This is a genomic window from Caballeronia sp. A2-2 (assembly GCF_057612605.2).
Genome location: NZ_CM172587.1, coordinates 1,475,277 through 1,494,468, shown reverse-complemented (window position 1 = coordinate 1,494,468; position 19,192 = coordinate 1,475,277). Strand labels below are relative to the sequence as shown.

The following is a 19,192-nucleotide window of genomic DNA, read 5'->3' as shown; positions in this document are numbered from 1 at the left end:
TTTTCTTGCCTACAGCGCGCGTTCTTCGTGAAGGGAACTCGCGCGCTTTTCCAGATCGTCGCGCGTGGCGATATCGAACGGAAACGCCATCGCCACCTGCAAGCCGCCCTGCGGATGATTGCCGATCTCGCATTCGCCGCCCGCGCGCCGCGCCAGCCGCTCCACGATCGCCAGACCCAGCCCGCTATGACCGCTGCCGCCGCGCGCGGGATCGAGCCGCACGAACGGACGCGTGGCTTTGGTCAGATCGTCCGGTGCGATGCCCTTGCCGTGGTCCGTCACCGCGAGCACGAAGCCGTTGCTGGCGCGGCGCGTTTCGATCACCACCGGCGGCGCGCCATAAGCGTGCGCGTTGTCCAGCAAGTTCGACAGCAGCCGGTCGAGCGTGGCCGCGGGCAACACGAACGACGGTCCCGCCTCCAGCCTGAGCACGATGGTGTCCCCGCCCGACGCCGCCGCCTTGTACGCCCGCGCGATGCGCTCGGCCTGCTCGTCCACGCCCACCGGTTCGCTGGCGTCCGGCCGGTCGGTGGCGAACACCAGAAATTGATCGACGATATGCGCCATGGAATCGACATCGCGCACCACGCCATCGCGCATCTTCGCTTCGTCCATCATTTCGGCGCGCAGACGCAGACGCGCGAGCGGCGTCTTGAGATCGTGCGCGACGCCTGCGAGCATCACGGCACGGTCGTTCTCGTTCTGTGAGACTTCGCGCACCATCTGATTGAAGCCGTGCGTCAACTGACGCAATTCGCTCGGGCCGCGTTCGGGCACGACGGGCGTGGGCTGACCGCGCCCGAAGCGTTGCACCGCCTGCGCCAGCGCACGCAACGGTGACTGAAGCTGCCACGCGCCGAACAGCGCCGCGAGCACCGCCGCCGAAAAGATCAGCGCGAGCCACACGAGCATGCGGTCCCGCGAGCGCGGCGGGCGCAACGGCTGCACGGGCACGACGATCCACGAGGCATCTTTCGCCGCGTGAACCCACACGGCGGGCGGCCCGTTCGGCTCGTTCATGCGCACGTCGGTGCCATCGGGCAGACGGTCTTTCAGATCTTCGATGAAATGCAAGAGCGGCGGCGGCATGTCCTCATCGGGCGCATGCGGCACTTCGGCGCTGTCGAGCGGCACCACGCGCACGCGCGGCGGCAAGGGAAGATTCGGCGTATTGACGATGTGCTGACGCACCGCCTCGATCAGAAACGCGGCTTCTTCCACGGCGAAGCGCGTCTGCACGTTGTCGCGTTCGAAACGGATGATGGTGAACCACGCGACATGCGACAGCACCAGCATGCCGATGACGATGACGACCAGACGCCCGAACAGCGTGTCAATTGCCCGGCGCATTTTGCTCGCCGTCCGGCACGAACACGTAGCCGCGCCCGCGCACTGTTTGAATGAAGCGCGGCGCGGACGGGTCCGTTTCCAGAATGCGCCGCAGACGCCACACCTGCACGTCGATGCCGCGGTCGGTGCCGTCGTATTCCGGACCGTGCAGCAGTTCGAGCAAGCGCTCGCGCGTGAGCGTGCGCATGGGGTTGTTCACCAAAATCTTCAGGAGCGCGAATTCGCTGCCGGACAGGGTGATCGGCCGGTCGTCCTGTTGCAGGGTGCGCGACTGGAAATCCAGCCGGAAGCGGCCGAACGAATACGGTTCGCGCTGTTCGGGCGCCGCCGAAGGAATCGTGCGGCGGCGGCGCAGCACGGCCTGCACGCGCGCCAGCAATTCGCGCGGATTGAACGGCTTGCCGAGGTAATCGTCCGCGCCGAGTTCCAGACCGACGATGCGGTCCACGTCGTCCGCGCGCGCGGTCAGCATGATGACGGGGATGTCGTCGCCGGAAGCGCGCAGCGATTTGAGCGCAGTGAGGCCATCGACGCCCGGCATCATCAGATCGAGCACGATGAGATCGGGCCGCTCGCGCTCGATGCGGCGTTCGAGACCGCCGGCATCGTGCAGCACCGAAACCTCGATGCCCTGCCGGACCAGATAGTCGCGCAGAAGGTCGCGCAGTTCGGCGTCGTCATCGACGACAAGTATTTGCGTAGTCATGGGATGGAGTTTAGCGCGTGAGTCATATCGATCGGAGGCCCGCGCGCCGCAAAGGGTTACCGGGTGTTACCACGAAAGCGGCGCGTAAACCGGCGTAACAAGCCTCAAGCATGCCGTAACACGCGGCACGTCGTGAACCCCTACGCTGTGTTTCACCGACTGGCGCGCAATGCATGAACCCACGGGACGCTGCGCTTCGGCATCGACGATCAATAAGGGAGTACACAATGAGCAAGCAATATCGCATTCTCACCGCAGCCGCTGCCGCGATCGCGCTGACGTTCGGCGCCGCGCACGCAGCCACATCCGACGCACCGCCGCCGCCCCAAGGTGGTCCGGCCATGATGGGTGGTCCCGGCGGCCCCGGCGGTCATCACATGGAAATGCGCATGAAGAAGCAACTGGACGAACTGCACGGCCAGTTGAAACTCAACGCGGATCAGGAAAAGCTCTGGCAAACCGCGCTCGACACCATGAAGCAGGATCACGAGCAGATGCGCGAGGCGCACAAGCAAATGCGCGATCAGTTCAAGTCGATGGAGAACCAGCCGATCCTCGATCTGAACGCCATGCACGCGGCGCATCAGAAGCTGGAACAGCAGAGCGCGCAATTGCGCGAGCAGACTTCCACGGCGTGGCTGAACTTCTATAACGCGCTGAACGATCAGCAGAAGACCACCGTCAGCACGGCGCTCAAGAAGCACTTCGCGCGCATGCACGAACGTGGCGAGAAGATGCACGAGCGTTGGCAAAAGCATCACGGCGCGGGCGCGGCGTCGGGTGCTTCGGCAACCCAGCCGTAAGCGTCACGTTTAGCTGATGCAATGAAAACGGCCCGACCGGTTGAACCCGGTCGGGCCGTTATTTATTTCACCGCTTCAGGCGAGATCGAACAGCAGCACTTCCGCCTTGTCACCGCGATCCAAAGTGATCTTCGAAAGATCTTCGATGCTCACGGCATCACCAGCGGACAGCGCTTCGCCGTTCACCGACACCGCGCCGCGTGCAACGTGCACGTACACGCGACGGCCGGCGGGAACGTCGAATTCCGCGCGTTCGTCGGCATCGAAGAGGCCTGCGAAGATGCGCGCGTCGGCGCCGAGCTTGACCGAGCCCTCTTCGCCCGAAGGCGATGCGATCACGCGCAAACGGCCGCGTTTTTCCTCATCGCCGAAACGCTTTTCTTCGTAGCCAGGCGCGCCGCCCGGTGCATCCGGAATGATCCAGATTTGCAGGAAGTGCGCGGTGTCGGTCGGCGAACCGTTGTATTCGCTGTGCCGCACGCCCGTGCCCGCGCTCATGCGCTGCACGTCGCCCGGGCGGATGGTCGAACCGTTGCCCATGCTGTCGCGGTGCGCGAGCGCGCCGTCCAGCACGTAGCTGACGATTTCCATGTCGCGATGGCCGTGCGTGCCGAAGCCCTGCCCACCCGCGACGCGGTCTTCGTTGATGACGCGCAGCGCGCCGAAATGCACGTGCTTCGGATCGTGGTAATCCGCGAACGAGAAGGTGTGATACGAGTCGAGCCAGCCGTGATTGGCATGGCCGCGTTCGTTGCTGCGCCGGATTTCGAACATGGTATGTGCTCCCGCCCTTGGCGTTGATTTGCGATGGACAGAATGTAAGGGCGCACCGCCCGCCGCACAACGGGCGCGCTGGCACTACACCGTCCCGCCGGTGACGCTAATCGGGCCAGCCCTGAGCGCGCTCGCGCCGAAAGCCGCTTCGGGTAAAATACCGCGCTTTTCGGGCGGCGGCGGGCAAGGAAACACGGTAATCATGCGCTTGCAGGGTAACCCGCAAGGGCGACGCCCAATTTTGGCCACCTAGAATGACGCCGCCAGCGCCCTGAAAGAATCGAATCCAAAGTGCGCGGCGTTCCGCTTCGCGCGTCTCTCAATTACCCAAGGAATCGCCATGTTGCAAGGCTACGGTCCGCTGATCCTCGCGGGCACCTGGCAGACCGTGAAACTCGCGGTCCTGTCGCTCGCGTTCGCGTTCGTGATCGGCCTGATCGGCGCGATGGCGAAGCTCTCCAAGAGCCGCATCGCCTCGGGCATCGGCACGGTCTACACGACGCTGATCCGCGGCGTGCCCGATCTGGTGCTGATGCTGCTGCTGTTCTACAGCCTGCAAATCTGGCTGAACGCGCTGACCGACTGGATGAACATGGATCAGATCGACATCGATCCGTTCCTCGCGGGCATTCTGGTGCTCGGCTTCATCTACGGCGCGTATTTCACCGAGACGTTTCGCGGCGCGTTCCTGTCGGTGCCGCGCGGTCAGCTCGAAGCGGGCGCGGCCTACGGCATGACCGGCTGGCAGACCTTCACGCGCGTCATGTTCCCGCAGATGATGCGTTTCGCGCTGCCCGGCCTCGGCAACAACTGGCAGGTGATGGTGAAAGCCACCGCGCTGGTGTCGATCATCGGTCTGGCGGACGTGGTGAAGGCTGCGCAGGACGCTGGCAAGGGCACGCTGCGGTTCTTCTTTTTCACGTTGCTCGCGGGCGCGATCTACCTCGCCATCACGACGATCTCCAATTTCGTGCTGATCTGGCTGGAGCGGCGCTATTCCATCGGCGTGCGCAAAGCCGACCTTTAAAAGAGCGGTGACGAAGACATGATCGAAATCATCCAGGAATACTGGAAGAACTACCTTTTCACGGACGGCTACCGCATCACGGGTCTCGCGATCACGATGTGGCTGCTGGTCATCTCCATCGGACTGGGCTTTTGTCTGTCGATCCCGCTCGCGGTGGCGCGCGTGTCGAAGAACAAGCTGCTCTCGCGCGCGGTGTGGCTCTATACGTATGTGTTTCGCGGCACGCCGCTGTACGTGCAACTGCTGCTCTGCTACACCGGCCTGTACAGCCTGCAGGTCGTGCGCGATCACATGCTGCTGGCCGATTTCTTCAAGAGCGGCATGAACTGCACGCTGCTCGCCTTCACGCTGAACACCTGCGCGTACACCACGGAAATCTTCGCCGGTGCGATCAAGGCCACGCCGTACGGCGAGATCGAGGCCGCGCGTGCGTATGGCATGTCGGGCTTCACGCTGTATCGACGGGTGATTCTGCCCTCCGCGCTGCGCCGCGCGCTGCCCTACTACAGCAACGAAGTCATTTTGATGCTGCACGCCACCACCGTCGCCTTCACCGCGACCGTGCCGGACATCCTCAAGATCGCGCGCGATGTGAACTCGGCCACGTATCAGTCGTTCCAGGCGTTCGGCATTGCCGCGCTGCTCTATCTCGTCATTTCGTTCGCGCTCGTGTGGCTGTTCCGCCGCGCCGAGCATCGCTGGCTCGCGTATTTGCGCCCGCAAGGCAAGTAAGTTTCTCGCCGCCCAAGGACCCTCGCTCATGAATTCCCAGATGCAAAAGCTTTTCGTCGACGACATCCACAAGCAGTACGGCAGCAACGAAGTCTTGAAGGGCGTGTCGTTGCGCGCGAAGGCGGGCGATGTGATCAGCATCATCGGTTCGTCGGGCTCGGGCAAGAGCACGATGCTGCGTTGTATCAACTTCCTCGAACAGCCGAATCAGGGGCGCATCTTCGTCGATGGCGCGGAATTGCGCACGTTGAAGGACAAGCACGGCGCGCTGAAAGTGGCCGATGCGCAGCAGTTGCGCCAGATGCGCTCCAAGCTGTCGATGGTGTTCCAGCACTTCAATTTGTGGTCGCACATGAACGTGCTGGAGAACGTGATCGAAGCGCCCGTGCATGTGCTCGGGCTGACGCGCAAGGAAGCCGAGGATCGCGCGCGCACGTATCTGGAGAAGGTCGGGCTCGCGCCGCGCGTGGAGAAGCAGTATCCGTCGCATCTGTCGGGCGGGCAGCAGCAGCGCGTGGCGATTGCGCGCGCGCTCGCCATGCATCCCGATGTCATGCTGTTCGACGAACCGACTTCCGCGCTCGACCCGGAACTCGTCGGCGAAGTGCTCAAGGTCATGCAGACGCTCGCCGAGGAAGGCCGCACGATGATCGTCGTCACGCACGAGATGGCGTTCGCGCGCAATGTGTCGAATCACGTGGTGTTTCTGCATCAGGGGCGCATCGAGGAGGAAGGGCATCCCGATGAAGTCTTCGGCAACACGAAAAGCGAGCGGCTGCGGCAGTTTTTGTCGGGCAGTCTCAAGTGACGTGACGCGCGCTCCCCGCCGGAGCGCTGAACTTTGACTACATAAAAGCGCCTGCGAGGCGCTTTTTTTGTGCGCGCGTTCTCTCCGAAACGCCCGCGCCGCAGCATTTTTTCACCTAGCGCGCCAAACGCCGGTCGTCAATAGGCGTCATACCTGACCCCGAAACGTAACGAATGCCAAAGCCTTACCCAGTAAGCATTTGCGGCAGATTTCCCATGCTATGGGTCGATGTCGTGCCCGAACAGCATGGCATTTTTGACACAACAATTCACATCACCTCAAATTTCTCTGGCGTCTAAAACGCTTTTTGTTAAATTGGCAACCAAAGTAACAAAACGAACTTCACAAAAAGTAGTTTTACTTCAAATCCAAGAACAACTGAGGACAGACACCGATCGACGGGTCGGGAGTCGGATTCGCGCCCACGACGTGCGGATCATCACCAGCACTACCGCCCGCGCGTGTCCTGCCTCTGAAAACATTTCGGTCAAGTGCGCCCGCATCAGGCGCACCGGACCAAACGGCAGCAACTTGGGTTCCATTTTTTGACAGGGTTGGAGGAGATGATGAAAAAAGCTTTGCTCGCGGCAGCAGCACTGCTGACGTTCAGCGCGGTAGCGCAGGCTCAAAGCAGCGTCACGCTGTATGGTCGCCTGGATGCGGGGCTCGAGTACATGAACGGTGTGCCGACCGGCCCGGCTGGCGCTCCCGCCACGGGCAGCTCGCACCGCTTCAAGGCCGAATCCGGCGACTGGGGTACCAGCCTCTGGGGCATGAAGGGCGCTGAAGACCTGGGCGGCGGCAACAAGGCCGTGTTCCAGTTGGAAGGCAGCTTCAACACCATGACCGGTCAAGGCCCGGGCGGTGGCGGTCTCTTCAATCGCTGGGCGACGGTCGGTATCGCCAACAACAACTTCGGTACGGTGCTGTTGGGCCGCGAGCTGTTCATCTCCAACCAGGTGTGGGACTTCGACCCGTTCGGTCAGTCCAACTGGTCGTCGGCATCGCTGGTGCGTGGTCGTAACTGGCCGCAATCGAGCAACAACGTGTCGTACCAGTCGCCGAAGGTTGCAGGCTTCGACTTCTACGGCCAGTTCGCTTTCTCGAACGCGACGAACTTCAACGGTAACGGCACGACGACGCAAGGTCGCGAAGGCGGCGGCGCGGTCACCTACACGAACTCGCTGTTCCAGATTCGCGGCATGTACGACGAAATCCGCAATCCGGGCAACGGCACGCTCGGCGGCGCGTACAACCCGATCGACGGCAGCGTGGGCAACGGCAACGGCGTCTACGGGTATTCGCGTGAATACTCGGCGATGTTCAACGTGTTCCTCGGCCAGTTCAAGATTCAGGGCGCCTATCAGGCCATCCGCAGCTCGGGCATGACCGGTCAGTTGCCCGGCCAGCCGACGACCCTCGATCACGAATGGGGCGGCGTGACGTGGCAGGCAACGCCGGCAGCAGCGCTGATCGCGGCGGTCTACCACGTGAACGGCAACAACGGCGCGGGTAACGCGAACATCTACACGGTCGGCGGTTCGTACAACCTGTCCAAGCGCACGCTGTTCGATATCCAGGTGGCGTCCGTGCAGAACAGCAAGTCGGCCAACTACGGCCTGAACGCCAACAACTACGGCTCGGCCGCCTCGACTGACAACCCGTTCCCGGGCCACAGCCAGACGGGCGTGTACGCCGGTATCCAGCACTCGTTCTAAACGAAGGCCGGACTCAAGAATCGACATATAAGGTTTTCACGCTGCTGCGAGAGGCGCGTATCGGTGCGGTGCCCGAAAGGGTATCGCACCGTTTTTTATTGGTGCGGCGAACGCGTCGCTGCCGTCTGCCAATGGATCAACAAAAATTGGCAGATTACAAAGCAAAACTACATACAGGAACCCTAATCAAAACACTTTGTCCTCCAAAATCTCCGTTGCATCAAACGAAGAACCGCCTCACGAGGGCGGTTCGTTTTATTCGACGGAGTTTGGAGGAGTAGATGAAAAAAGCATTACTCGCGGCGGCGGCGCTGCTGACGTTCAGCGCGGTGGCGCAGGCTCAAAGCAGTGTCACGTTGTACGGCCGCCTCGACGCGGGACTGGAGTTCGTGAACCACGTGCCGACCGGCCCCGCTGACGGCCCGGCCACCGGCAGCGCGAACCGCTTCCGTGCGGAAAGCGGCGACTGGGGCACGAGCCTGTGGGGCCTGAAAGGCGCGGAAGATCTGGGCGGCGGCACGCGCGCGGTGTTCCAGCTCGAAGGCAGCTTCAACACGATGAACGGTCAGGGCCCCAGCGGCGGCGGTCTCTTCAACCGCTGGGCCACCGTCGGCCTGTCGAACAATGCGTACGGCACGTTCCTGATGGGCCGCGAGTTGTTCATCTCCAACGGCATCTGGGACTTCGATCCGTTCGGGCAATCGAACTGGTCGTCGGCATCGCTGGTGCGCGGGCGCAACTGGCCGCAGTCGAGCAACAACGTGTCGTATCAGTCGCCGAAGATCGCGGGATTCGACTTCTACGGCCAGTACGCGCTGTCGAACACGACAAGCTGGAACGGCAACGATCCCAAGGGACAAGGCCGCGAAGCCGGTGCGCAGATCACCTACACGGCGCCGCTGTTCCAGGTGCGCGGCCTGTATGACGAGATCCGCAATCCGGGCAACGGGTCGCTGGGCGGCAGCTATGCCGCAGGCAACGGCGCGTACGCCTATTCGCGCGAATACACCGCCATGCTCAACGTGTTCCTCGGCCAGTTCAAGGTTCAGGGCGGCTATCAGGCTATTCGCACCTCGGGCATGTCGAACCTGCTGCCCGGACAACCGAGCACGCTGGACCACGAATGGGGCGGCGTGACATGGCAGGCCACGCCTGCGGCCGCGCTGATCGCGGCGGTGTATCACGTCAACGGCAATAACGGCGCGGGCAATGCGACGCTCTATTCGCTCGGCGGTTCGTACAACCTGTCCAAGCGCACGCTGCTCGATCTGCAAGTGGCGACGGTTCAGAACAGCAAGCACGCGAACTATGGACTGAACGCCAACGATTACGGCTCATCGGCGGCAACGGGCAATCCGTTGCCTGGAAACAGCCAGACGGGCGTGTATGCTGGCATCCAGCATTCGTTCTAAGGACGCCCAATGAAAAACGCCGCCGGTTCAAACCCGGCGGCGTTTTTTTTCGCCCTTCAATCCCGCGCGATCCCCGATGCCCCGTGACTCAGCCAGTCCAGCACGGCGGCGGCATCGTCGTCGCCGGACTGGCGCGCTTTTGCCACCGTCTCGCTGATCTTCGCGCCGGGTTTCGGCGCAGCACGCCGAATGGCGACGCCGACCGCAAGAATATCGATGATGACGAGATGCAGAATGCGCGAAATCATCGACAACTGCGACTCGCGAATCTCGATGTGATCCGTCTCCAGCGCCACCGTCGCGCGCTTGGCGAGCGGCGTGTTGCTCGACGTGATCGCGATGACGGTTGCGCCCTGCTGCATCGCCACTTCGAGCACGCGCAGCAACTCCGGCGCACGCCCCGACTTCGATACCGCGACGATCACATCGCCGCGCCCGAGCAGCGCAGCGGACGCGGCTTGCATGTAAAGATCGCCATACGCAATCGTCGGGATGCCGAAGCGGAAGAACTTGTAGTGCGCGTCCTGCGCGACGATATTCGAATTCCCCAGCCCGTAAAACTCGATACGCCGCGCGCCGTTCAGAATATCGATTGCCCGCTCGACGTTCTCGAAGTTCAGATGCTCGCGCAGTTGCAGAATCGCGGACACCGTGTTGTCCAGCACCTTCGCGCCGAAGTCCGTCGCCGTATCGCCGAGATGCACCTGACTATGGCTCACGGGAATCGTGCCGGTCAGCCCGGTCGCGAGCTTGAGCTTGAAATCCGACAAGCCCTGACAGCCGAGCGAGCGGCAAAAGCGAATCACGGTCGGCTGGCTCACATCCGCCTTGCGCGCGATATCGATGATCGGATCGTTGATGATCGAGCGCGGATGGTTCAGCGCCAGATCGGCCACGCGCCGTTCGGCGGGCGTGAGCGCGTCGCGCATTTGACGGATGCGTTCGAACACTGCCGACGAGCCGCTATTCGCGCGGTTCGACAACTGTTCCGCGAGAATCGCCGAGACGCCGAGAAACGCCGGATATTCTGCCGTGATGATGTACGTCGGGATATTCGACAAATACTGCCGAAAGCGCCCTTTCGATTCGAACCGCTCGCGAAACGGCGACTTGTGGAACAGTTCGCCCAGCTTGAGCACCACGCCGCCGCCGATATAGATGCCGCCGAGCGCGCCCAGCGTCATCGCGATATTGCCGGCGAAGGTGCCGAGAATGGCGCAGAAGCAGTTCACGGCTTCGAGCGCCAGCGGTTCGCCCGCGTGCGCGCGGGTGGTGACTTCGGCGCTCGTGAACGGGTCCGCGACGGTGACGCCATCGCGCTCGGCGAATGCGCGGTAGATCAGTTCCAGTCCCGGCCCGGCGCACACGCGCTCGAACGAAACATGGTCCCACTTGCGGCGCGCGAACTTCGCAACGAGATCTTCGCTCTCATCGAACGATGAAAACGTGGCGTGCCCGCCTTCGCTGCCGAGCGCGATCCAACGGTCATCGGCGGGAATCAGACCCGACACGCCCAGACCCGTGCCCGGACCGAGCAGGCCGATCACGCTGTTCTGACGACGCGAACCGCCGCCGACCTGCTCGCGCTGCAAATCCGTGAGGCCGGGCAGCGCCATTGCCAAGGCGGTGAAATCGTTGACCACAAGCAAGGTATCGAAGCCGAGCGCGCGGCGCGTCGCCTCGATGGAGAAGCTCCAGTCGTGGTTGGTCATCTTCACGTGATCGCCGTCCACCGGATTGGCGATCGCGATGGCCGCATGGTTCACGCGCCCGACGTTCGTGTCCTTCAAATACTGCTGCATCACTTCCGCGATGCCCGGATAGTCCGCCCCCGGATACACGCGAATGTGGCCGATCTCCCCCGGCGCGGTCTCCAGCGCGAAGCGGGCGTTGGTGCCACCGATGTCGGCGAGCAGTCTCGGTCCGTCGGCGTGCTGGTTCGCGGCGGCCGCGCCCTTGTTATGCACACCAGTAGACATCGAGCTTCACTCCTTCGGTGTTGGCCAGTGTCGAGATGGCGTTTTTCTGTTGCGTGGCGAGCGCCGCGTTCAGCACGTCGAGTTTCTTCTGGCCGGAAATGAACAGATACAACTGGCCGATCTGCCGCAGCGCCGACATCGACAGGCTCACGCGCGCGTGCGGCGCCGCGCCGGGATGCACGCTCACATAGCGGTCCTGCGTGCTGATGGCGAGGTCCCATTCGGGAGCATCGGCAAAGATGGAGGCCGTGTGGCCGTCCTCGCCCATGCCGAGCACGCCCACGTCCGGCAGACGGCGGCGCGGATCGGCATTGAGTTCGGCGATCTGCGCTTCGATGCTTTTCGACGTATCGACGAGCGGCAGGAAGTACGCCGAAGCACCCGCGTTCTGGAGAATCGTCTCGCGGGCGAAGCGGTCGTTGCTGTCGGGATCGGTGGGCGGCACCCAGCGGTCATCGATCAGCGTCACGTCGATATGCGCCCAGTCGAGCGGCTCGTTCGACAGCGCCTTGAGAAACGGCCGTGGGCTGGAACCGCCCGATACGGCGAGCGTGGCATGCGCGGCATGGCCGGATGCATCGGCGGATGCGGCACCGCGCGCCGCGAGCGATGCCTTGAGCGCATCGCTCACGGCTTGGGCCAGCGCGTCCGAGTGGGCGCGCGGATCGTCGAAAGTGCGAAGCTCGATCACTGCTCCTCCTTGTCCTGGTTTGTCGTACCACTTTCATCCGGCGCGAAGCCGCGCGGCCGGACGAAGCGGTCTTGGTATCCGCATGCGCGCCGCGTTCCTCTCAGGAAACGTCAACGCGCATGGCCTTTAGTTTTCTTCTTCCAGCCAGCACGTGCCCGCCTGCGCCAGCATCGCGCTGGACGCCGCCGGTCCCCACGTGCCCGCCGCGTACGGCTTGGGCTTGTTCGTGGACGACGCCCACGCGTTCAGAATCGGCTCGACCCATTTCCACGCGGCTTCCTGTTCGTCGCGCCGCACGAACAGCGCGAGGCGTCCGCGAATGACATCGAGCAGAAGACGCTGGTACGCCTCCATCTGCCCTTCCTTGAAAAACTGATCGAACGCGAGATCCAGATGAACGCTTGCGAGATTCATGCCTTCGCCGGGCTGTTTCGCCAGACAATAAAGCCGGATGGTCTCATTGGGCTGCAAACGGATCACGAGCCGGTTCGTGCCCGCGCGCAACGCACTCGCGCCGAGCGCCGAATGCGGCACCGCGCGAAAGTTCACGACGATCTCCGCCACACGATCCGCAAGACGCTTGCCCGTGCGCAGGAAGAACGGCACGCCCGCCCAGCGCCAGTTTTCAATTTCCACTTTGAGCGCGACGAAGGTTTCCGTCGAACTGTCCGCGCGCACGCCGGGTTCGGTGGAATACGCCGGTACTTGCGTGCCGCGAATCACGCCCGCGTGATACTGGCCGCGCACCGCCACGCGGCTGATGTCGCGCTCGTCGATAGGCTTCAGAGCGCGCAGGACGCGTAGTTTTTCATCGCGCACGGAATCGGAGTCCATCGACAGCGGCGGCTCCATCGTGACGATGGAAAGCAGTTGCAGCAGATGGTTCTGCACCATGTCGCGCAGCGCGCCGGTGTTGTCGTAGAAGTCGCCGCGCGCTTCGACGCCGAGTTCTTCCGCAATCGTGATCTGAATGCTCTCGACCCATTCGCGCCGCCACAACGGCTCGAACAGCACGTTGGAAAAGCGCAGCGCGAGCAGATTCTGCACCGGCTCCTTGCCGAGGTAATGGTCGATCCGATAGATCTGTTCTTCCTGAAAGATCTCGCCGACCGCATCGTTGATGGCGTTCGACGACTTCAGATCGTAGCCCAGCGGCTTTTCCAGCACGATGCGCGCGCCTTCGTTCAGCCCCACGCTCGCCAGCGCGCGGCAGATGGGCACGAACAATTTGGGGCTGGTCGCGAGATAGAACACGCGCGTGCCGTCGTATTGCGCGAGCACGTCACGTAACACGACGAAGTCTTCCGCCCGCCCGAGATCGATGCCGACGTACTGAATGCGCTCCAGAAAGCTGCGCCACGCGGGTTCATCGACGCCGTTCTTGGAGACATGCGGCTTGACGTGCTCCTCGACCCACGCGCGGTATTCCGTCTGATCGATCGCCTCGCGCGCGACGGACACGATCCGTCCCGCCGGATTGAGCATGCCCGCGCGATGCGCCTCGAATAGCGCGGGAAGGATCTTGCGCATGGACAGGTCGCCCGTGCCGCCAAAGAGGATGAAGGTGAAGTTCGAATCGCTTTGCATGAGTCTGAACGTGGATTCCAGAGCGGATGGTGAGCCGAATCGCCGCGTCTGACGGGTCCGGATGAGAGGCGTAGCCGGTCGGCCGTAGTGCGATAAAATTTTTTTTGACACTGAATTGTAGTTTAACTACAATCCAAATCAAGAGGAAATGTCATTCGAGGAAAAAACGCGGCGTCAATAAGACTTCGCGCATCCCCGGTGGCATGTGTCCGCATGTTATCGGACCCCACGCGTCACTGCTTTCTTCGGAAGGCCGTTCGCAGGTGGTCCGGCACGCGCGGCCTCTGGCCCGGCGGCCGGCCGCGCATGCGCCCCGTCAGGCAAAAATCAAAAGAGGAGACAGCCGTTGCGATTCAACCCACTCATCTCTTGAGAGCCGAGCGGCCCTGAACCGGCCTGCCGGCACTTCGGGATACGCGACTTCCGCGCAAGCGCCTCGCCATCCTCGCCCCGCCGACATCGCCGTTTCTGGCCGCCCTCGTTTTACCGTCGTTCAACCCCTGTTTTTTTCGAAGCTTCTGGCGGGATCAGGAGCCAATCGTTTCTTGTTCAGGTATCTGGAGGAGATCAACAATGAAAGTCCGTAAGCTCATGGGCGCACTGTGCGCCGCAGGTCTTTTGTGCGGCGCGGTGTCGTCGTCGGTGCAGGCTGCCGAAGCCGTGTCGGTGCTGCACTGGTGGACGTCCGGCGGGGAGTCGAAAGCGGTCGGCGTGCTCAAGGACGACATGACCAAGCAGGGCTATCAGTGGAAGGACTTCGCGGTGGCGGGCGGCGCAGGCGCCGCGGCCATGACCGCGCTCAAGACGCAGGTGATCTCGGGCAACGCGCCGTCGGCGGCGCAGATCAAGGGTCCGCTCATTCAGGAATGGGCCGAGCAAGGCGTGCTGGTGCCGATCGATTCCGTGGCTGGCGACTGGAAGAAGAACCTGCCGCCTGAAATCGACAAGATCATCCACGCGGACGGCCATTACGTTGCAGCGCCGTTCTCGGTGCATCGCGTGAACTGGCTGTATATCAACAAGGCCGCGCTCGACAAGGCGGGTGGCAAGGTGCCCGCCAACTGGAACGAGTTCTTCCAGGTCGCCGACAAGATGAAGGCCGCGGGCATCATGCCGATCGCGATGGGCGGCCAGCCGTGGCAAGACCTGACGCTGTGGGAAGACGTGGTCCTGTCGCAGGGCGCGGACTTCTACAAGAAGGCCATCGTCGATCTCGATCAGAAGACGCTCACCTCGCCGCAGATGGTTCAGGTGTTCGACACGGTCCGCAAGATTCAGGGCTACTTCGACAGCGGCCGTACGGGCCGTGACTGGAACCTCGCCACCGCCATGGTCATCAACGGCAAGGCGGGCATGCAGTTCATGGGCGACTGGGCCAAGGGCGAGTTCGCCGGCGCCAACAAGAAGGCGGGCACGGACTACATCTGCGCGCCGGTGCCGGGCACGGACAAGGCCTACACCTTCAACGTCGATTCGTTCGTCTTCTTCCAGCAGAAAGGTGAGAAGAACGCGACGCCGGGCCAGCTCGCGCTCGCCAAGACCATCATGACGCCGGAATTCCAGGAGCAGTTCAGCCTGAACAAGGGTTCCATCCCGGTTCGTCTGGGCGTGCCGATGGACAAGTTCGACGACTGCGCGAAGAAATCCTACGCTGACGAACAGACGGCGATCAAATCGGGCGGCTATGTTCCGTCGCTCGCGCACGGCATGGCTCAGGGCGATGCCGTCGCCGGCGCCATGACCGACGTCGTCACGAAGTTCATGAACTCGTCGCAGGATTCGAAGAGCGCGGTCACCGCACTCGCGAACGCCGCCAAGACGAAGTAATTGCAGTGTGCGCCCGGCGCGCGTGACATAAAACGCGCGCCGGGCGGCAGGCAAGACACAACAAGACCGCATCAAGCAAAACGTCGCACCATTCAGCGCCAGCAGGCCTTCGCCACAGAAGCGCAAATCAGTGCATCGAACGCACGATAAGCGCCGGCGCATCTTCAAGGAGTCGAGTCGTGACTGCCTCCATCACCGCGGAAAAGAAACCGCGCAATCCAACCGGTCGCGTATCCGCTTCGGCGGCGCTCGCCGATCGCTGGATTCCCAAGCTCGTGCTCGCACCCAGCGTGCTGATCGCGCTCGTCTTCGTGTATGGCTTTATCGCCATCACGGGTTATCTGTCGTTGTCGGAATCGCGGCTCATGCCTCGTTACGACTTCGCAGGCTTCGACCGCTATAAACAGCTTTTCGCCAACGATGTCTGGTGGACCTCCGCCGCCAATCTCGGCTGGTTCGGCATTCCGTTCATCGCCATTTGCGTGATTCTCGGGCTGTTCCTCGCCATTCTGCTCGATCAGAAAATCCGCAACGAAGGCGCGCTGCGCGCGATCTTCCTTTACCCGATGGCGCTCTCCTTCATCGTGACGGGCACCGCGTGGCAGTGGATTCTGAATCCGAGTCTGGGCCTCGAAAAGGTCTTCCACGACTGGGGCTGGACGAGCTTTTCGTTCAACTGGCTGGGCGATCCGGACAAGGCCATTTTCTGCGTCGTGATCGCGGCCGTGTGGCAATCCACCGGCTTCGTGATGGCGCTGTTCCTCGCGGGCCTGCGCGGCGTGGACGCCGAAATCTTCAAGGCCGCGCAGATGGACGGCGCGGGGCTGCCGACCATCTACCGCAAGATCGTGATTCCGAGCATGCGCCCGGTGTTCTTCTCCGTGCTGCTGATTCTCTGCCACATCACCATCAAGACCTTTGACCTGGTCGTGGCGCTGACGGCGGGCGGTCCGGGCACCTCGTCGTCGCTGCCGGCCATCTTCATGTACACGTTCTCGTTCAACCGTGGCCAGCTCGGCGTGGGCGCGGCATCGTCGATGATGATGCTCGCCACAGTCGTCGCCGTGCTCGTGCCGCTCATGTATCTGGAGTCGAGGAGCACCCGCAATGGAAACTAAGATGACCCTGAGCCGCGCCGTCATCTACGCGGTGCTGATCCTGTTCGCGCTGTACTTCCTGTTCCCGATCTACGTGATGCTCTCGACGTCCTTCAAGGATCTCGACCAGCTTCGCACCGGCAACCTGCTCACGCCGCCCACGCACATGACCTTCGCGCCGTGGGTCAAGGCGTGGCAGGAAGCGTGTACCGGCGTGCGCTGCGACGGCATGCAGCCGTTCTTCATGAACTCGGTGCGCATGGTGATTCCGGCCGTGCTGATCTCGTCGTTCGTCGGCGCGTTCAACGGTTACGTGCTCACGCACTGGCGTTTCCGTGGCGCGGATGGCCTGTTCACCATGCTGCTGGTCGGCTGCTTCATTCCCTTCCAGGCCATTCTTTTGCCGATGGCGCGTCTGCAAGGCTTCCTCGGCTTGTCGAACACGACCACCGGCCTCGTGCTGGTGCACGTGATCTACGGCATCGCGTTCACGACCATGTTCTTCCGCAATTTCTACGTGAGCATTCCGGCGGAACTCGTGAAGGCGGCGCGTATCGACGGCGCGGGTTTCTTCACCATCTTCACGAAGATTCTGCTGCCGGTGTCGCTGCCCATTTTCATGGTCTGCCTGATCTGGCAATTCACGCAAATCTGGAACGACTTCCTGTTCGGGATCGTGTTCTCGGGCGTGGATTCCATGCCGATCACGGTCGCGCTGAACAACCTCGTGAATACATCGACGGGCGTGAAGGAATACAACGTCGACATGGCGGGCGCGATCATCGCCGCATTGCCGACCATTCTCGTCTACATGATCGCGGGACGTTACTTCGTGCGCGGGCTGACGGCCGGCGCGGTGAAGGGTTGATCGCCACGACGCGATTCCCTGCTCACGAGACAACTTAGAGGATTCAAAGCATGGCAAGCCTTTCCATCCGTGACGTGTACAAGACCTACCCGAACGGGGTTCCGGTTCTCAAGGGCGTCAACATCGACATCGAGGACGGTCAGTTCCTGATCCTCGTCGGCGGCTCGGGCTGCGGCAAATCGACCTTGCTGAACATGATCGCGGGGCTGGAGACCGTGACGCAGGGCGACATCATGATCGACGGCAAGACGGTGAACAACCTGTCGCCGAAGGACCGCGATATCGCGATGGTGTTCCAGTCCTACGCGCTCTATCCGTCCATGAGCGTGCGCGACAACATCTCGTTCGGGCTGAATATCCGCAAGGTGCCGAAGGACGAGCAGAAGAAGATCGTCGATCGCGTGTCGGATACGCTGCAGATCCAGCATCTGCTCGACCGCAAGCCGGGCCAGTTGTCGGGCGGCCAGCGTCAGCGCGTAGCGATGGGCCGCGCGCTCGCCCGCGACCCCGTCATGTTCCTGTTCGACGAACCGCTCTCCAATCTCGATGCCAAGCTGCGTATCGAGATGCGTTCGGAAATCAAGCTGCTGCATCAGCGTCTGGGCACGACCATCGTGTATGTGACGCACGATCAGATCGAAGCGATGACGCTCGGCGACCGCATCGCGGTGATGAAAGACGGCATCGTGCAGCAGTTCGGCGCGCCGCAGGAAATCTACGATTCGCCGGCGAATTTGTTCGTCGCGGGCTTCATCGGCGCGCCGCCGATGAACTTCGTCAACGGCAAGCTGACGAATGCGGGCTCGGGCGTCGGGCTGGAAATCGATACGGGTGTTTCGCGTCAAGTGCTGAATCTGCCGTTCGATGCGGGCAAGCTGCGCAATCACGTCGGGCAGGAAGTCGTGCTCGGTCTGCGCCCGGAGCGCATCACGGATTCGCGCAGCGCGCATAACGTCGCGGATGCAAGCCTTCAGCCGATCGAAGTGCGCATCGACGTGATCGAGCCGACCGGGCCGGACACGCTGGTGTTCTCGCAACTGAACGGCAAGCGTATTGTGTCGCGCGTGCATCCGGCGTCGAATCCGCAGGCGCAGTCGAACATGACGCTGCTGTTCGATGTTTCGAAAGCCGTGTTGTTCGATCCGAAAACGGAAGAACGGTTGGCCTAAAAAGCCTTCTTGTTTTGCCGAAGCCGCGCGTAGTCAGCGCGGCTTTTTCTTTGGGACAACTTCTGTCTTGTTCCGGTTCGATAGTGTTGATGTACACACTCAGCACTTAGAACATGACCGATCTTCAACGACCGCCCGACACCTCCCGTTCCCTCGTCCTGCAATGGATGAAACGCGCCCGCGATTCGCAAGTCCGCCATTACACGATGGCCGATCGCCTCACCATGCGCGGACGTTACCTCGGCCTCGCCGTCATCGGCATCACGACGCTCACCGGCACCTCCGCGTTTTTGTCGCTGGTCGCGACGACCGTGTCGCCGCAAGTGCGCATCGCGCTCGGCATGACGAGCATTTGTGCCACCGTGCTCGCCTCGTTGCAGACGTTCCTGCGCTATAGCGAGCGCGCCGAACTGCATCGGCAGGCGGGCGCGCGTTATGGTGCGATCCGGCGTCAACTCGAAGCGATCCACGCAAGCGATCCGTACGCGCTCGAACTGCGCGATATCGCCATCGTGCGAGACGAACTGGACCATCTCGCGCAGCATGCGCCGCACGTGCCGCGCCGCGTGATTCTGCGTGCGCGGCAGGCGGCGGCGTGAGCGCATCGGCGAATACGGCACAATCAGCGTTTTGCCTTCTCGCCT

General features: G+C 62.4%; 17 protein-coding genes. 11 read left to right on the top strand and 6 right to left on the bottom strand.

Translation table 11 applies throughout. The features are described from left to right. Nucleotides 1-9: 9 nt before the first annotated feature. Nucleotides 10-1,350: an ATP-binding protein gene (locus ACZCWR_RS07060; protein ID WP_487302986.1), complete on the bottom strand. Its 1,341-nt coding sequence runs from the start codon at nt 1,348-1,350 to the stop codon at nt 10-12. Beyond that, complete coding sequence (locus tag ACZCWR_RS07055; RefSeq protein ID WP_487302985.1) at nt 1,334-2,056, bottom strand: response regulator; 723 nt, start codon at nt 2,054-2,056, stop codon at nt 1,334-1,336. Before ACZCWR_RS07055 ends, ACZCWR_RS07060 begins: the two co-directional genes overlap by 17 nt. Before the next feature lie 227 nt (nt 2,057-2,283). Here ACZCWR_RS07055 and ACZCWR_RS07050 point away from each other — a divergent pair, with 227 nt between their 5' ends. Further along, nucleotides 2,284-2,859 (top strand): Spy/CpxP family protein refolding chaperone, encoded by a 576-nt coding sequence (locus ACZCWR_RS07050; RefSeq protein ID WP_487302984.1) that lies wholly within the window; start codon nt 2,284-2,286, stop codon nt 2,857-2,859. A gap of 75 nt (nt 2,860-2,934) precedes the next feature. On the opposite strand, the gene ACZCWR_RS07045 is transcribed toward ACZCWR_RS07050, so the two are convergent. Then, on the bottom strand, nt 2,935-3,633 hold the full coding sequence (locus ACZCWR_RS07045; protein ID WP_487302983.1) for a pirin family protein: 699 nt from the start codon (nt 3,631-3,633) through the stop codon (nt 2,935-2,937). A 340-nt stretch (nt 3,634-3,973) separates the two neighbouring features. On the opposite strand from ACZCWR_RS07045, the gene ACZCWR_RS07040 reads away from it, so the two are divergent. From ACZCWR_RS07040 to ACZCWR_RS07020, 5 genes are all read left to right on the top strand, one after another. Further along, on the top strand, nt 3,974-4,660 hold the full coding sequence (locus ACZCWR_RS07040) for an ABC transporter permease (RefSeq protein ID WP_487302982.1): 687 nt from the start codon (nt 3,974-3,976) through the stop codon (nt 4,658-4,660). A gap of 18 nt (nt 4,661-4,678) precedes the next feature. Then, nucleotides 4,679-5,392: an ABC transporter permease gene (locus tag ACZCWR_RS07035; RefSeq protein ID WP_487302981.1), complete on the top strand. Its 714-nt coding sequence runs from the start codon at nt 4,679-4,681 to the stop codon at nt 5,390-5,392. A gap of 28 nt (nt 5,393-5,420) precedes the next feature. After that, complete coding sequence (locus tag ACZCWR_RS07030; protein ID WP_487302980.1) at nt 5,421-6,200, top strand: ABC transporter ATP-binding protein; 780 nt, start codon at nt 5,421-5,423, stop codon at nt 6,198-6,200. 566 nt (nt 6,201-6,766) lie between these two features. Next, nucleotides 6,767-7,918, top strand: a complete 1,152-nt coding sequence (locus tag ACZCWR_RS07025) for a porin (protein WP_487302979.1) — start codon at nt 6,767-6,769, stop codon at nt 7,916-7,918. A gap of 281 nt (nt 7,919-8,199) precedes the next feature. Continuing rightward, the gene (locus ACZCWR_RS07020) at nt 8,200-9,330 is read left to right on the top strand and encodes a porin (protein WP_487302978.1); all 1,131 of its coding nucleotides are present in this window, start codon (nt 8,200-8,202) and stop codon (nt 9,328-9,330) included. A 56-nt stretch (nt 9,331-9,386) separates the two neighbouring features. On the opposite strand, the gene ACZCWR_RS07015 is transcribed toward ACZCWR_RS07020, so the two are convergent. The 3 genes from ACZCWR_RS07015 to zwf form a co-directional block, all read right to left on the bottom strand. After that, complete coding sequence (locus tag ACZCWR_RS07015) at nt 9,387-11,309, bottom strand: bifunctional transcriptional regulator/glucokinase (protein ID WP_487302977.1); 1,923 nt, start codon at nt 11,307-11,309, stop codon at nt 9,387-9,389. Beyond that, entirely contained in the window at nt 11,290-12,000 is a 711-nt protein-coding gene (gene pgl / locus ACZCWR_RS07010) for a 6-phosphogluconolactonase (protein ID WP_487302976.1), read from the bottom strand. The genes ACZCWR_RS07015 and pgl overlap by 20 nt, the downstream gene beginning before the upstream one ends. Nucleotides 12,001-12,126: 126 nt before the next feature. Further along, nucleotides 12,127-13,587 (bottom strand): glucose-6-phosphate dehydrogenase, encoded by a 1,461-nt coding sequence (gene zwf, locus ACZCWR_RS07005; protein WP_487302975.1) that lies wholly within the window; start codon nt 13,585-13,587, stop codon nt 12,127-12,129. A 573-nt stretch (nt 13,588-14,160) separates the two neighbouring features. On the opposite strand from zwf, the gene ACZCWR_RS07000 reads away from it, so the two are divergent. The 5 genes from ACZCWR_RS07000 (at nt 14,161) to ACZCWR_RS06980 (ending at nt 19,147) form a co-directional block, all read left to right on the top strand. Next, on the top strand, nt 14,161-15,414 hold the full coding sequence (locus ACZCWR_RS07000; RefSeq protein WP_487302974.1) for an ABC transporter substrate-binding protein: 1,254 nt from the start codon (nt 14,161-14,163) through the stop codon (nt 15,412-15,414). 179 nt (nt 15,415-15,593) lie between these two features. Then, complete coding sequence (locus tag ACZCWR_RS06995; RefSeq protein ID WP_487302973.1) at nt 15,594-16,532, top strand: carbohydrate ABC transporter permease; 939 nt, start codon at nt 15,594-15,596, stop codon at nt 16,530-16,532. Beyond that, nucleotides 16,522-17,379 (top strand): carbohydrate ABC transporter permease, encoded by an 858-nt coding sequence (locus ACZCWR_RS06990; RefSeq protein ID WP_487302972.1) that lies wholly within the window; start codon nt 16,522-16,524, stop codon nt 17,377-17,379. The genes ACZCWR_RS06995 and ACZCWR_RS06990 overlap by 11 nt, the downstream gene beginning before the upstream one ends. Before the next feature lie 50 nt (nt 17,380-17,429). Then, nucleotides 17,430-18,548: an ABC transporter ATP-binding protein gene (locus ACZCWR_RS06985; protein WP_487302971.1), complete on the top strand. Its 1,119-nt coding sequence runs from the start codon at nt 17,430-17,432 to the stop codon at nt 18,546-18,548. A gap of 113 nt (nt 18,549-18,661) precedes the next feature. Continuing rightward, a complete protein-coding gene (locus ACZCWR_RS06980; protein ID WP_487302970.1) occupies nt 18,662-19,147 on the top strand; it encodes an SLATT domain-containing protein in 486 nt (161 codons plus the stop codon). Nucleotides 19,148-19,192 lie beyond the last annotated feature (45 nt).

Excerpts from the sequence above, each read along its gene's own strand:
- ACZCWR_RS07060 (WP_487302986.1), bottom strand. The coding sequence starts at position 1,350 with ATGCGCCGGGCAATTGACACGCTGTTCGGGCGTCTGGTCGTCATCGTC.
- ACZCWR_RS07055 (WP_487302985.1), bottom strand. The coding sequence starts at position 2,056 with ATGACTACGCAAATACTTGTCGTCGATGACGACGCCGAACTGCGCGAC.
- ACZCWR_RS07050 (WP_487302984.1), top strand. The coding sequence starts at position 2,284 with ATGAGCAAGCAATATCGCATTCTCACCGCAGCCGCTGCCGCGATCGCG.
- ACZCWR_RS07045 (WP_487302983.1), bottom strand. The coding sequence starts at position 3,633 with ATGTTCGAAATCCGGCGCAGCAACGAACGCGGCCATGCCAATCACGGC.
- ACZCWR_RS07040 (WP_487302982.1), top strand. The coding sequence starts at position 3,974 with ATGTTGCAAGGCTACGGTCCGCTGATCCTCGCGGGCACCTGGCAGACC.
- ACZCWR_RS07035 (WP_487302981.1), top strand. The coding sequence starts at position 4,679 with ATGATCGAAATCATCCAGGAATACTGGAAGAACTACCTTTTCACGGAC.
- ACZCWR_RS07030 (WP_487302980.1), top strand. The coding sequence starts at position 5,421 with ATGAATTCCCAGATGCAAAAGCTTTTCGTCGACGACATCCACAAGCAG.
- ACZCWR_RS07025 (WP_487302979.1), top strand. The coding sequence starts at position 6,767 with ATGAAAAAAGCTTTGCTCGCGGCAGCAGCACTGCTGACGTTCAGCGCG.
- ACZCWR_RS07020 (WP_487302978.1), top strand. The coding sequence starts at position 8,200 with ATGAAAAAAGCATTACTCGCGGCGGCGGCGCTGCTGACGTTCAGCGCG.
- ACZCWR_RS07015 (WP_487302977.1), bottom strand. The coding sequence starts at position 11,309 with ATGTCTACTGGTGTGCATAACAAGGGCGCGGCCGCCGCGAACCAGCAC.
- zwf (WP_487302975.1), bottom strand. The coding sequence starts at position 13,587 with ATGCAAAGCGATTCGAACTTCACCTTCATCCTCTTTGGCGGCACGGGC.
- ACZCWR_RS07000 (WP_487302974.1), top strand. The coding sequence starts at position 14,161 with ATGAAAGTCCGTAAGCTCATGGGCGCACTGTGCGCCGCAGGTCTTTTG.
- ACZCWR_RS06990 (WP_487302972.1), top strand. The coding sequence starts at position 16,522 with ATGGAAACTAAGATGACCCTGAGCCGCGCCGTCATCTACGCGGTGCTG.
- ACZCWR_RS06985 (WP_487302971.1), top strand. The coding sequence starts at position 17,430 with ATGGCAAGCCTTTCCATCCGTGACGTGTACAAGACCTACCCGAACGGG.
- ACZCWR_RS06980 (WP_487302970.1), top strand. The coding sequence starts at position 18,662 with ATGACCGATCTTCAACGACCGCCCGACACCTCCCGTTCCCTCGTCCTG.